This window comes from Henriciella barbarensis, from assembly GCF_003576345.1.
Lineage (GTDB): Bacteria > Pseudomonadota > Alphaproteobacteria > Caulobacterales > Hyphomonadaceae > Henriciella > Henriciella barbarensis.
On the sequence record NZ_QWGB01000007.1, the window covers coordinates 143272 to 156481 of the forward strand.

15 protein-coding genes are annotated in these 13210 nt (G+C 58.9%); 8 read left to right on the forward strand and 7 right to left on the reverse strand.

The genetic code is table 11. The annotated features are described in order from the left end of the window. From D1224_RS11580 to thiS, 3 genes are all read right to left on the reverse strand, one after another. Window positions 1-774, reverse strand: coding sequence for a thiazole synthase (locus D1224_RS11580; protein WP_119380112.1), 774 nt, complete (start codon window positions 772-774; stop codon window positions 1-3). Between the two features lie 66 nt (window positions 775-840). Beyond that, the gene (locus D1224_RS11585) at window positions 841-1338 is read right to left on the reverse strand and encodes an SRPBCC family protein (protein ID WP_119380113.1); all 498 of its coding nucleotides are present in this window, start codon (window positions 1336-1338) and stop codon (window positions 841-843) included. Window positions 1339-1412: 74 nt separating this feature from the next. Continuing rightward, window positions 1413-1613, reverse strand: coding sequence for a sulfur carrier protein ThiS (gene thiS, locus D1224_RS11590; protein WP_119380114.1), 201 nt, complete (start codon window positions 1611-1613; stop codon window positions 1413-1415). 63 nt (window positions 1614-1676) lie between these two features. On the opposite strand from thiS, the gene D1224_RS11595 reads away from it, so the two are divergent. From D1224_RS11595 to aat, 4 genes are read left to right on the forward strand one after another with little or no spacing between them, the layout of a single operon-like run. Beyond that, entirely contained in the window at window positions 1677-2108 is a 432-nt protein-coding gene (locus D1224_RS11595) for a type II 3-dehydroquinate dehydratase (protein ID WP_119380272.1), read from the forward strand. 14 nt (window positions 2109-2122) lie between these two features. Next, window positions 2123-2602, forward strand: a complete 480-nt coding sequence (gene accB, locus D1224_RS11600) for an acetyl-CoA carboxylase biotin carboxyl carrier protein (protein ID WP_119380115.1) — start codon at window positions 2123-2125, stop codon at window positions 2600-2602. A gap of 10 nt (window positions 2603-2612) precedes the next feature. Beyond that, complete coding sequence (gene accC / locus D1224_RS11605; RefSeq protein ID WP_119380116.1) at window positions 2613-3962, forward strand: acetyl-CoA carboxylase biotin carboxylase subunit; 1350 nt, start codon at window positions 2613-2615, stop codon at window positions 3960-3962. A 15-nt stretch (window positions 3963-3977) separates the two neighbouring features. Further along, window positions 3978-4646, forward strand: a complete 669-nt coding sequence (gene aat / locus D1224_RS11610; protein ID WP_119380117.1) for a leucyl/phenylalanyl-tRNA--protein transferase — start codon at window positions 3978-3980, stop codon at window positions 4644-4646. On the opposite strand, the gene D1224_RS11615 is transcribed toward aat, so the two are convergent. The 3 genes from D1224_RS11615 to D1224_RS11625 are packed head-to-tail and all read right to left on the reverse strand — an operon-like array spanning window position 4571 to window position 6184. After that, the gene (locus tag D1224_RS11615; RefSeq protein WP_233350527.1) at window positions 4571-5176 is read right to left on the reverse strand and encodes a DUF2155 domain-containing protein; all 606 of its coding nucleotides are present in this window, start codon (window positions 5174-5176) and stop codon (window positions 4571-4573) included. The genes aat and D1224_RS11615 overlap by 76 nt on opposite strands. After that, window positions 5173-5802, reverse strand: coding sequence for an MlaD family protein (locus D1224_RS11620; RefSeq protein WP_182482271.1), 630 nt, complete (start codon window positions 5800-5802; stop codon window positions 5173-5175). The genes D1224_RS11615 and D1224_RS11620 overlap by 4 nt, the downstream gene beginning before the upstream one ends. Continuing rightward, entirely contained in the window at window positions 5795-6184 is a 390-nt protein-coding gene (locus tag D1224_RS11625; protein WP_119380119.1) for an NADH:ubiquinone oxidoreductase subunit NDUFA12, read from the reverse strand. The genes D1224_RS11620 and D1224_RS11625 overlap by 8 nt, the downstream gene beginning before the upstream one ends. Before the next feature lie 166 nt (window positions 6185-6350). Here D1224_RS11625 and D1224_RS11630 point away from each other — a divergent pair, with 166 nt between their 5' ends. From D1224_RS11630 to D1224_RS11640, 3 genes are all read left to right on the forward strand, one after another. Beyond that, window positions 6351-8630, forward strand: coding sequence for a TSCPD domain-containing protein (locus D1224_RS11630; RefSeq protein WP_147372379.1), 2280 nt, complete (start codon window positions 6351-6353; stop codon window positions 8628-8630). Window positions 8631-8698: 68 nt separating this feature from the next. Further along, the gene (locus tag D1224_RS11635) at window positions 8699-9187 is read left to right on the forward strand and encodes a pentapeptide repeat-containing protein (RefSeq protein ID WP_119380121.1); all 489 of its coding nucleotides are present in this window, start codon (window positions 8699-8701) and stop codon (window positions 9185-9187) included. A gap of 81 nt (window positions 9188-9268) precedes the next feature. Then, a complete protein-coding gene (locus tag D1224_RS11640; RefSeq protein ID WP_119380122.1) occupies window positions 9269-10048 on the forward strand; it encodes a pentapeptide repeat-containing protein in 780 nt (259 codons plus the stop codon). Window positions 10049-10112: 64 nt separating this feature from the next. Here D1224_RS11640 and aspS read toward each other — a convergent pair whose 3' ends face one another. Continuing rightward, on the reverse strand, window positions 10113-11948 hold the full coding sequence (gene aspS / locus D1224_RS11645; protein WP_119380123.1) for an aspartate--tRNA ligase: 1836 nt from the start codon (window positions 11946-11948) through the stop codon (window positions 10113-10115). 88 nt (window positions 11949-12036) lie between these two features. On the opposite strand from aspS, the gene rnd reads away from it, so the two are divergent. Beyond that, window positions 12037-13209, forward strand: a complete 1173-nt coding sequence (gene rnd / locus D1224_RS11650; protein WP_119380124.1) for a ribonuclease D — start codon at window positions 12037-12039, stop codon at window positions 13207-13209. Window position 13210 lies beyond the last annotated feature (1 nt).

Here is a 13210-nt window from a genome sequence, read left to right on the forward strand (position 1 = left end):
CTAAATCAGACCAGCGAGCGGTGAGGATGGATCAGCATAGCGTTTGCGACCCATCCGCCCCGCCAGATAGGCCTCGCGTCCGGCAATAACAGCATGCTTCATCGCGCGCGCCATGCGAACAGGATCCTTGGCCTCTGCGATGGCCGTGTTCATCAGGACGCCGTCGCAGCCAAGCTCCATTGCCATGGCCGCATCCGACGCGGTGCCAACCCCTGCGTCGACGATCACCGGCACGCGGGCCTGCTCGACGATGAGACGGATATTGAGCGGGTTCTGGATGCCGAGTCCTGACCCGATAAGAGAGCCGAGCGGCATGATCGCGCAGCAGCCTGCCTCTTCGAGTTTGCGGGCATAGACCGGGTCGTCAGAGCAATACACCATGACCTGAAAGCCATCAGCGATGAGAGCTTTCGCCGCGCTGAGCGTTTCTTCCATGTCAGGATAAAGCGTCTTCTGGTCGGAAAGCACTTCTAGCTTCACGAGATCCCAGCCGCCAGCTTCACGCGCAAGACGAAGCGTCCGAACGGCTTCGTCGGCGGTGAAGCAACCCGCCGTATTCGGCAGGTAGGTGTACCTGTCAGGTGAAACGTGATCCTGCAGCCGGTCCTCGTCCTTATTGGACAGGTTCACGCGCCTCAGGGCGACCGTGACCATCTCCGCCCCTGCCGCTTCAGCAGCTTCAGCGTTCTGGGCGTAGGACTTGTACTTGCCGGTGCCGATGATGAGGCGCGACTGGTATTCGCGCCCGGCGATCTTGAGCGTATCGTCTGTCATGGTGAGCTAGGTATGTGACAAACCGGCCCAAAGCTAGGGGGGCGGATGTCAGAACTGGTACGCCGCTCAGGAAAGGCCAAACTTCGATGGATTATCCCGAATATAGGCTTCGAGCTGTGGCAGCCCCTTCTTGATGCCTGACGACATCTGCCCCGAAATGAGAGGCCCGAGAATGAAGGGTGCCTTGGCCCGGAAGCGCCAGTCCAGACGACAACCGCCCGGCGTATTCACCAGTTGATAGTCCTCGACGCATGCTTTCAGCGGAAGCGTCGATTTATCGAAGCGGAACGCCATGCGCTTATTGTCTTCCCAGGCAAAGAAGACTTCTTCGACGGCCTGCTCACCTATCCAGACCGTGCGTGTCGTGCCAACGGCGAATGGTTCGGGCGAAGTCCACTCGACTTTTGTAATCGGCAGCCACTTGGTCCAGGTATCTCCATCCAGCAGCGCTTTCCAGACGACCTCACGGGGAAATGGAAACTCATGGCGGACAAGCTTGGTCTTGGAGGCGTCTGCGATGAACTCCTCACCGACTTCCTCATGCTTCTTCAGTTTCTTCGCCATCACGAGCTCCTTGACTGTCAATGTTGGGCCTAGCACCGCGCGTTGGCAGCTAAAAGGCAGGTCCTTAGGGAAGGTCAGCCGCCGCCGACAAATTGCACAATTTCGAGCCGGTCATCAGGCTGCAGCACCGTCTGATTGTGCAATGACTTCGGGACGATTTCCCGATTGCGCTCGATTGCAACGCCGCGCGGATCATCGGTCAGCTTCGCAACAAGGTCCGAGAGAGTTGCGCCATCCTCGATCTCAAATTCATCGCCGTTCACGAACACTTTCATCTGGCGCTCTCCTCTCAGGTTCAATGGCTTGCCATGCGCGGGAAACGCGCGCAAACGGAAGCCATGACCAAGCCGATTTATGTCCTTAACGGACCAAATCTCAACCTTCTGGGCACACGTGAACCGGAAATCTACGGGTACGATACGCTCGCAGACATCGAATCACGTCTTCGCCAGAAAGCGGGCGATCAAGCGCTAGAGTTCCGCCAGACCAATAGCGAAGGCGAGCTGGTCGACTGGGTTCAGGAAGCGTCCCGCGAGGCGGGCTGCCTGATCCTGAATGCTGGCGCATACACACATACCTCTGTCGCGCTGCATGATGCCTTGCGCGCTTGCACCGCTCCTCTGATTGAGGTTCACCTGTCAAACCCGGCGGCACGTGAAGCGTTTCGCCAGACAAATTATGTGGCTCCCGCAGCCGTGGCTTCGATTGCAGGGCTTGGTCCGCATGGTTATGAAGTCGCACTCGAAGCTGCGATAAGAATGAAAGCTTGAGGACACACAATCTGATGAGCACCGCAAAGAACAGCCTCGACACCGGCCTCGTCCGGGAACTCGCCGCCATCCTCCGGGATGCAGACCTTGGCGAGGTTGAAGTCGAGCACGACGGCCTTCGTATCCGGGTCAGCAAGGCAAGCCCGATGCAGGCCCCAGCACCTGTCCAGTATGCTGCAGCGCCTGCCCCGGCCGCCGCACCGGCGGCACCAGCATCGCCTGCAGCTGCGGCATCGGCTCCAGCCGCCGCGCCAGTTTCTGAAAATGCCGTCACCAGCCCAATGGTTGGGACCGTCTACCTGTCTCCAGAGCCAGGCTCGAAAGCCTTCGTCCAGGTTGGCGACAAGGTAAAGAAGGGCGACACGCTGATGCTCGTCGAGGCCATGAAGACGTTTAACCCCGTCGAGGCACCGCAGGCCGGCACGGTTAAAGAAATCATCGTGCAGGACGCCCAGCCTGTGGAGTTCGGCGAACCGCTGATCGTCATTGAGTGAGGCAAGCGGCATGATCGAGAAAGTCCTTATCGCCAACCGGGGCGAAATCGCCCTGCGCATTCACCGGGCCTGTAAGGAAATGGGCATCGCCACTGTTGTGGTACACTCGGAAGCAGACCGGGATGCAATGGCAGTCCGTCTCGCCGACGAGAGCGTCTGCATCGGCCCGGCACCGTCTTCCGAAAGCTATCTGAAGAAGTCACGCATTCTCGCCGCCGCAGAAATCACGAATGCCGACGCGATCCATCCCGGTTATGGTTTTCTCTCCGAGAATGCCCAGTTCGCCGAAATGGTCGAAGCTCACGGGCTGAAGTTCATCGGACCGAAAGCGCAGCACATCCGTACAATGGGTGACAAGATCGCCGCCAAGCAGGCGATGATCGACGCCGGCGTCCCCGTCGTGCCAGGCTCCGATGGTGGCGTGAACAGTATTGGTGACGCCAAAAAGATTGCCAAGAAGATTGGTTATCCGGTCCTGATCAAGGCTGCAGCTGGCGGCGGTGGCCGTGGTATGCGCGTTGCCAAGACCGAAAAAGAGCTGGAGAGCGCAATCCGTGCGGCCAAGAACGAGGCCCGGTCCGCGTTTGGCGATGACGCGGTCTACCTTGAGAAATATCTCGGCACGCCGCGCCACATCGAAATCCAGGTAATCGCGGACAGCCACGGCAATGTCGCCCACCTCTGGGAGCGCGACTGCTCGCTGCAGCGCCGCCACCAGAAGGTCTTCGAGGAAGCTCCATCCCCTGCCCTTAACCAGGCCCAGCGCGAAGAGATCGGCAATATTGTCGCTCGCGCGGTCGAGAAGCTTGGCTATCTTGGCGCAGGTACGATGGAATTCCTCTATGAGGACGGCAACTTCTACTTCATCGAAATGAATACCCGCCTGCAGGTGGAGCATCCGGTGACGGAGATGATCACGGGCATCGACCTAGTTCGCGAACAGATCCGCATTGCCGACGGCAAGAAGCTCTCCTTCACGCAGGAAGATGTCCTGCTAGTCGGTCATGCCATCGAATGCCGGATCAATGCCGAGCACCCGGAAACCTTCGCGCCCTCACCTGGCACGATAACTGACTTCCATGCCCCAGGCGGACCGGATGTGCGTCTCGATAGCGCGGCCTATGCCGGCTACAAGATCCCACCGAATTATGACAGCCTCATTGGCAAGCTGATCGTGCACGGCCGCACGCGCAATGAGTGCATTATGCGCCTTCGCCGCGCGCTTGATGAGATGGTGGTTGGCGGCGTTCACACGACACTGCCGCTGCACCAGCGTCTCGTCGAAGCGCAGGATGTCGTCGACGGCAACTACGATATCCACTGGCTGGAGCGCTTCCTCGCAGCCAATTCGGCGGCCTAAACGAACGCTGGACATATGTCGGACCGGTTCAATGCGGACATGCTGCTCGACTGCTATCGGCAGGGCGTTTTCCCTATGGCTGATTCGCGCGAGGACATGAATCTGTTCCTTATCTCTCCGGAGATCAGGGGCGTTCTGCCGCTCAAGGGATTTCACGTGCCGCGGCGCTTGCGAAAGACCGTGCGAAAGGAACCTTACCGTGTGACGGTTGATCAGGCATTCTACCGTGTCATGGAAGGCTGCGCCGAAGATACACCCGACCGCCCGACGACTTGGATCAATGTGCCCATCCAGAACCTCTACAGCTCGCTGCACAAGCGGGGTTACGCCCACTCCGTCGAGTGCTGGAATGATGAGGGAGACCTCGTCGGTGGTCTTTACGGCGTATCTCTGGGGGCAGCGTTTTTCGGCGAGAGCATGTTCTCCCGCGCAACCGACGCATCGAAGATCGCGCTTGTCCACCTCGTCGCTCGGCTGATCGAGGGTGGCTATGAGCTACTGGATGCACAGTTTCACAACCCGCATCTTGAGCAGTTCGGACTGCTTGAGATGAAGAAGGCAGACTTCATCAAGCGCCTTGAAGCAGCTCTTTCGCACGGAGGCGACTTCTATTCGTCGGGAACGACCGGCGAGGACAGGCTATCGGGCGAAGGCTGCCTGCACCTGATCACCCATACGTCGTAGACAGGGTGTTCGAGTGCGCTAAGGCCCGGCGTCGACGCGAACATCCAACCTGAAAAGAGCGGTCCAGCCGGTTCGTTTTCGCTCTCTGTCACCGACGGAGACTCGTCAGATGTCTCGGCAGCGCTCATTTCCGCCCGTACTTCAGACGCAAGGCGCGGCTTTGTCAACGTATTGGTCTCGACGTAGTCTGCTTCCTTGATCTGTAGAAAGGCAGCGCTCTCTGGCGGTTCTTCCGGGGGGGTCTGGAAGCAGACCTTCAGATCAATCTCGAGGACACCAAAGACAATCGGCGCCCCGACCTCAATTTCGAAGTCAGCAGACCGGCCTGTAATCTTGTCGAGCGCCCGCAGCGTCGCCATTTGCTCCTGCGAGTAGGTCGGAGCGCTGCTCGCCTGCTCTTCTTCCTCAAACGCGTCATCCTCAGCAGCACCAGCATCGAAGGCGCCTTCTTCAAGATCCGAGTTTCCCTGCGCTGTCGCCCCGCCAAGGGTCAGCGCGGCCATGGCTGCGGTGCAGAAAAGGCGCTTCACTCTGTTTCTCCTGCCGGTTCATCTTCGGTGTCGCTGACCGAACCATTCGATTGGGGAGAATCTGTGTTCACACCGGCATCATCTTCAGGTGAGCTCATCGTGTTGTCATAAGACCCGGATGCGGAAGAGGAGCTATCGTCTCCGCTGCCGCTCGCGAATGAAGCCATGAGCGTCAGAAGGTCGACGCTGCCCTGCGTGTACAGGATCTCGCCACAACCGCTCTCGCCGAATAGTTCCTCGCCCTGCGGGCAAGGTTCGATCTGGCCGAAACCAGAGGCTGGCTCGAGATTAATGTAGCTACCCCCCAGCAGACCCTCGGACTGTATACGGGCGGTCGTGCCATCATCGAGTGGGACGAGATCACGAGAAATAGCAAGCGTGACCAGCGCTTCTGCGCGCTCTGTATTCAGCCGGATATTGCGCACCGTACCGACTTTCACGCCGGCCATGCTGACCTCGGTCCCGACATTGATACCTTTGGCGCTATTGAAGCGGGCCCCAAGTTCGACAGTGCCGGAAGAGGCTTCCGCGCGATCGGTGCCATTCCCTATAGCGAACCACATAAAAACTGCGGCGACACCCAGCACGGCGGCGCCAATGATCGTTTCGAGAGCGGATTCACGCATCTGGGGTCCAGGCCTCATAATCGGCGTCGGACTTGCGGCGGTTTCCACCTTCGCTAAGCGCGCCTTTCGGACGGTAGGCGAACAGCGTGCCCGTCATGTTGGGTTTGTGATCTCTCTCCCAACTGCGGCGGTCAAGCGGCTTTTGCGTTGGTGGTTCATCCAGCGTGTGGTGCAGCCAGCCATGCCAATCGGCGGGCACTTTGGAAGGCTCTGCAAGCCCTTTGTAAACCACGTAACGACGGTTGCGGCGTTCGATGGAGACCTTGCGGTCTTCGTAGTACGTGTTGCCGTAATCATCGGTGCCGACATAGTTGCTGCGGCGTTTGATGTCGAACAGGCCGCCAAGCGTGACGCCATTCCACCAGGTGAAGAGTTTGAGCATGTCGCGATCCTGAAACTTCTGTGCGCAATCTGGAATATGGAGCAGGTCCTGCGGCGAATCCAGTTATGGATCGGCTCACAATATAAGTAACGGGCCGTCAAGCCTTCTGCATCACCCACCAGGGTATGAAGACGACCGGCCGACACCGATGCGAAAGAAAGACGATATGAGCCGACAGCAGCATGCAGACAAGGTCTTCCGCGATGCGATGCAGTCAGGACGTGTCAGTCCGATCCTGCCACTGGATACGCTTGTACTGCTACCGCAAAGGCGTTTTGCCGCAGACGGCGCCGCTGCCCTTCGCGAGGCTTTGGATACCCGCACAAGCGACCGGCTGGAAAAGGAATCCCGCCTGGGTCTGGCGGACCTTGTCGAACAGCTCGGGGTTGCTCCCAAGAATGCAGAGCTCGCTGAAGCTCTCAATGCAGGTCTTCCAGCGCAAATGATCGAAGCGGGAATCACGCATCCTGAAGGTTTCCCCGGGCTGGAGCGCTGGCTGAGGCGCAGCGCCATGTCAGCTGATGAGCAGGTGCCGGTTGGCCTCGATGCATCCCAGTATCTTGAGGTGCCGACGCTAGCTGAACACGCGCTCAATGAAGGCATCAGCCTCAGCGTGTGGCCAGGTCCTGCACCCTCGGGCGACGCGCCAGCGTGCGCCTTGGACATCTCCGCGTTCATTTCCGCCGAAGGTCTGGAAGCAGGTCTGCTGCATGACACGCTCTCAGCCCTCCCAGACCTCATGCCTGATGAGACCGTCATGGTCATCGTGCACGGTGTTGCAGCCGGTGCACTCGCCCTCGGCGCGACTGACGAGACTTCGTTCGTCCAGAAGGGCCGCGCGCTTTGTGAGGCTCTTGCCTGCCTTGTTTCGGGCTGGACGTTATCGGCCGAAACGGCGGAACTTCTTGGCGCTAGCATTGCCGATTTCAAACCAGTCAAAGGCTTGCGCCTCGCTGCCATGCCGCTTCGTGCAAGCAATGAGACAACCTTCACACCCGCAAGTGATGGTCTGTCCGGTGAGGTCGCGCTGGTACAGGCCGCTGAAGAGGCTGGTGCCAGCGCCTCGCCAGCTGCCATTACGTCGTTGCTACGTCTCGCGCCAAGTGCTGCAGACGAGCTACGCGAGACACTTCACGCAGGGTGCGACCTCGACAGGCTGGACGGAATCGATAGCGACGCTCTCAACGCCCGCGGCTTCTCTGACGAAGCGGTCATCAGGGTTCGCAACGCCCTCAAGGAAGGCCTACCACTCGGCGCGGCCTTCTCTCGCTGGGTGCTTGGGGATGATGTTATCGCTTCACGCCTGAAACTCGCTCCTGAAAGCTTTGATACAGACGGGCGCCCATTGCTGCGCATGATCGGTTTTTCCGATGAAGAGATCGTTGCGGCGGATGCATGTGTCAGTAGCGCATCAGAAACAATTGCGCGCGAAGTCCTGCTAAGGCACGGCATCACATTGCCTGACCCACGCGCCTTCGAATTCGCCGTCGCGGCGCCATTGGCAGCCAGCGGCGCGCTTGTCTGCATTGATGCCAGCGCGTGGGACGAGCATGCCGACCGCAGCGCGGCGCTGGAAGCTGGCATCGCGCTCTATCTGCGAGCGCGCAACCGTGGCGAAGACGGGGCTGCTTCGGACAGGATGAACGCCATCATGGAGCTCGCCGAGGACCTGCACGCTGAAGAGGCCCGGGCGATAACGCAAATGAGCCTAGGCGCCGACAGTTTCGACGAGACTGGCAAGCCTGCGCGCCGCACGCGCCTGCCGGACCGGCGTAAGGGCTATATCCAGAAATCGACGGTGGGTGGCCATAAGGTCTACCTGCACACAGGCGAATTTGCAGATGGCGCCCTCGGTGAAATCTTCATCGACATGCACAAGGAAGGCGCCGCCTTTCGCTCGCTGATGAACAATTTTGCGATCGCCGTGTCGCTCGGCCTGCAATATGGCGTGCCTCTTGATGAATATGTCGACGCGTTTGTCTTCACCCGGTTCGAACCGGCCGGCGAGGTGACTGGCAATGATCGCATCACGAAAGCGACCTCCATCCTCGATTATATTTTCCGTGAGCTCGCCATTTCCTATCTTGGCCGCGACGACCTTGCGGAGCTTGGCGACGATGTCAGCCATGACGGACTTGGCCGTGGCTTGAAGGACGGAACCAGAGAAGGGCCACAGCCGCTGCCAGATGAAGCCGTACAGTTCATCTCGCGCGGCTTTTCACGCGGTCAGCTGCCGGATAATATAGTCATTCTAGAGCGCAAGCGGGCAGAGCGCGATGAAGCCGCGTCAACTGCAGAACTCGACGAGGATGACGACGCCGAAGACTACCTTGGTGACCCATGCCCTAATTGTTCGAGCTTCACCCTCATGCCGACAGGCGATGAACGTGTCGCCCATTGCGCTACCTGTAATGAGCCAACGCGGTCTGAATCCGGATTCAACTAAGTGGGGAATCTGGCAGCGCGATTGCGTGAGAGCCGGGTAAGTCTTATCCCCAGCTCCACAGGTGTGCCATGCTGAAACATTTCCTGACCGCTTTCGCGTTTGCCGCCCTCGCCCTGCCTTCCAACGCACAGAACGCAGGCGAGATTGCGAAGGTTCGTAACGGCCAGTCCTGCTCAGGATGCAACCTCTTTCAGGCAGATCTTGCCTATCTTGATGTGGCTAACGTCAACGTTTCCGGTGCCCGGCTCCGCCAGAGTGACATGCAGTTGTCCACGTTTGATAACTGGAACCTTCGCGGCACGAACCTGTCAGTCACGAATATGTTCGGCGTGCGTTTCAACGCTTCGAATTTTTCCAATGCGAACCTAGAGAGCGCGACGCTGGTGGGTGGCTATTTCGGCTCTTCCAATTTTTCCGGAGCGAGCCTCGCCGGCGCAAATCTATCCGGCGCAGACCTTCGTCTTGCCAAGGGTCTGACCCAAGCACAGCTGAGGAAAGCTTGCGGCGATCAGGCCACGCGCCTGCCTGCGGGAATGACCATTCCGCGGTGCGGCTAGAGAGACACACCCCAGCGTCCGTTTACAGTCATTACCGGGAATTCAGTTCAAAGCTGGCTCTGGACCTCGTAAAAACACCGCATGCTTAGATTTCGTCGCATGTCTGTCATCCTGGCGCTTGCCGCTTGCGGGGTCGCGTCCGGAGCAGCGAACGCTCAATCAAAGTCGACCCGCGTTTCCTGGGCGCCGGCTTATGGCGGGTCCTGTGTGAGCTGTGACCTTCGCGGACGCAATATGTCCGGCGGCGATATTTCAGCTGCACACTACCCCAAAGCCAATGTCTCCGGAGCATTCCTGCGCGGTACGCGCGCTCTCAATATCGATCTTTCCGATGCCATGGCGAAGGGTACGGATTTCCGCCGCGCGACGCTTGATGGTTCCAGGCTTTCGAACACTCAGTTTGAGGGCTCGCGCTTTGAGCGAGCCAGTCTGCTCAATGTGAACCTGTCGGGAGCCTCGCTTTCTGACACCCATCTCACAGGCGCGCACTTCGGCGCGGCAACGGCAACTGGAACAAATTTTTCACGAGCGCGCGCATCTGGAACAGATTTTTCCGGTGCCAATCTGACCGGCGCTGTCTTTGAGGGCGCAGTCCTTCGCGAGGCACGGTTCAACAACGCTATCCTCAACGGGACCTCGTTTGCGAATGCGGACCTGCATGGGGCCCGGCTAACAAATATCCGCCTGATCAATGTCAGTTTCGAAGGTGCGACCGGTCTGGAGAGCACCGTCTTCGAAGGTAGCTGCGCTGGCGAGAAGACAAATGTACCGGCAGGCATCGCACTTCTATCCTGCCAGGCCGTGCGGCTCCCTGGACGCGAAGAACTCCGCGGCGGCCTGATCCAGACGGCCGGGCAATAAAAAAACGCCCTCCGAGCAATCGAAGGGCGTTTGTCTAATCACTGAATAATGGAGCCGGCTTCGCTCAGTCCTTTTTGGCCTGCGGCGCAAGACGGATGTTAAGCTCGCGAAGCTGCTTGTCGTCCACAGCGGATGGTGCCTGCATCATCAAATCGCGAGCCTGCTGGTTCATCGGAAACAGTGTGACATCGCGCAAATTGTCGACCTCTGCGAGGAGCATGACGATACGGTCAACGCCCGGCGCGATACCGCCATGCGGTGGGGCGCCGAAGCGGAACGCATTCAGCATGCCGCCAAACTCTGCCTCGACCACATCGGCCCCATATCCTGCCAGCTCGAACGCTTTCAGCATGATGTCAGGACGGTGGTTCCGGATTGCGCCGGAGGACAGCTCAACACCGTTACAGACGATATCGTACTGAAAGGCTTTCAGATCGAGCTGCTTCTCGACCGTATCGGCCTGCTCCAGCGCTTCCATACCACCTTGCGGCATGGAGAACGGGTTGTGCGAGAAGTCGATCTTCTTGTTGTCCTCGTCCCACTCATACATCGGGAAATCGACGATCCAGCAGAACTTGAAGATACCCTGCTCGATGAGCTCCAGCTCTTCGCCAACCTTGTTACGGGCTGCACCAGCCAACTTGTAGGCGGCGTCGTGATTGCCTGCGGAGAAGAAGATGCCGTCACCGGCGCCAAGTCCGAGATGGTCAAGGAAAGCCCTCAGGTGATCGGCGTCGAAGTTCTTCAAGACCGGGTCCTGGCTGTCGACACCACCGACATCGGCTTCTTTGAGGCGCGCATAGCCAAGGCCAGGCGCCTGCATTTCCTTCTTCGCCCACTTGTCGAGGTCATCGAAGAATTTGCGTGACTTCTGCTCAGCCGCTTTTGGCGCTGGGATGGCAATAACCTTTCCGCCACCTGCGATGATCTTCGCGAAGATGGAAAAGCCTGTCTTACTATCATCGGCAAAGAAGTCAGTGACGTCGGCAAGTTCGATCGGGTTGCGCAGGTCCGGCTTGTCAGAGCCGTATTTCGCCATGGCCTCAGCATATGGAATGCGCGGGAACGGGCCTTCCGGCATCGAGCGTCCCTTTCCCTGCCAATCTGCGAACTCTTCGAAGACGCCGCGCATTACAGGTTCGATTGCCTGGAAGACATCTTCCTGCTCAACAAAGCTCATCTCGATGTCAAGCTGGTAGAACTCGCCAGGGGAGCGGTCGGCGCGCGCGTCCTCGTCGCGGAAACACGGCGCGATCTGGAAGTAACGGTCGAAACCCGACACCATTAGGAGCTGCTTGAACTGCTGGGGTGCCTGAGGCAGGGCGTAGAATTCACCAGGGTGCAGACGCGACGGTACGAGAAAGTCACGTGCGCCTTCCGGGCTTGAAGCCGTGAGGATCGGCGTCTGGAATTCGGTAAAGCCCTGCTCGATCATGCGGCGGCGCAGGCTCGCAATGATCTGACTACGCAGAACCATGTTCTTGTGCAGCGTCTCACGGCGCAAATCGAGATAGCGGTGCTTCAGACGGATGTCTTCGGGATAGTCCGGCTCTGCGAACACTGGCAGCGGCAGCTTGGCTGCAGCGCTTTCAATGACCAGCGTCTCGGCGGGCAGTTCGATCTCGCCGGTCGGCAGTTCTGGATTCACCGCTTCAGCATCGCGTGCAATCACCTCACCGGTGACCGTCAGCACGCTTTCGGCAGTCGCGCGCTTGGCGTCTTCGTAGAAGGACGCGTTTGGATACACCACGACCTGCGTCAGGCCGTAATGGTCGCGCAAGTCAATGAACAGGGCGCCAGCATGCTCGCGGCGGCGGTGCAGCCAGCCAGAGAGTTTTACCGTAGCGCCAACATCAGACTTGGTGAGTTCGCCGCAGGTATGGGTGCGGTAAGCGTGCATTCTCTCACTCCGAGGATTCTTGAGGCCTGAGAAGCTTTGTGAACCTTCCCCTCGCCATTGTTGTGCGGATGCGATACGCGTGCGCGCCATGACTGACAAGACGCTGACGCCGATTACACAGCAGGAAGAGCTGCAAAAGTTCTGCGATTCGCTTTCGGCGAGCGATTTCATCTGTGTCGATACCGAGTTTCATCGCGAAACGACCTTCTGGCCCGAGCTGTGCCTGATCCAGGCCTCCGCGCCCGGCGTGGAAGGCGTTATCGATCCCAAGGCAGATGGCATCGATCTCGCCCCCTTCCTTGATCTTCTAGCGGACACGTCGCGCGTGAAAGTGTTTCACGCTGCGAGGCAAGACATGGAGATCTTCAATAAGCTGATCGGCACACCGCCTTCCCCGGTATTTGATACACAGATCGCGGCGATGGCCCTCGGCCTTGGTGATTCCATCTCCTACGACAATTTGATCCAGCGCGTGCTTCGCCGTCATATCGACAAGTCGAGCCAGTTCACCGACTGGAAGCGGCGCCCGCTGTCGGACAAACAGCTCGCTTATGCACTGGGCGATGTGACCCACCTGCGCGACGCCTATCTTTGGATGCGTGATGAGCTTGAGAAGCGCGGACGAATGGAATGGATTGCCGAAGAGATGGGCAGCCTCTCCGAGCCGGCCCTCTACGACACCGACCCAAAGAATGCCTGGCAGCGGCTGAAAGTTCGCAAGACGCACAAGGAATATCTTGCTGTGTTCGCATCTGTCGCCGAATGGCGTGAGCGTCAGGCCCAATCGCTGGACAGGCCGCGTCGGCGCATCCTGAAAGATGACGCCATTCAGGAAATCGCCGACCAGAAACCGAAATCTGAAGAGCAGTTCGACAGGCTGCGCGCCGTACCCAAAGGTTTTATCCGATCACGCAATGCCGACGGTTTGCTGCAGACCGTCGAAAACGCGCTGGCCGATCCTGACGCCTACGCCCCGCCTGCACCACAGCGCAAGCAGAACCCCCAAACACCTGCCGGTGCTCCGGAAATGCTGAAAGTCCTGCTGAAGTATGTAAGCGAGGACAGTGACGTGGTTCCGCGCCTCATCGCGAACGCGGCCGACATCGAACGGATCGCGCGCGGTGAGACCGATAAGGACATCCCGGCGCTGACAGGCTGGCGTTATGAGGTGTTCGGTCAGAAAGCGCGCGCGCTGCTCACAGGTAAACTCGCCCTTTCGTTCGAGAATGGACAGGTTCGGCTTTTTGAACCGAAAAGCTGAA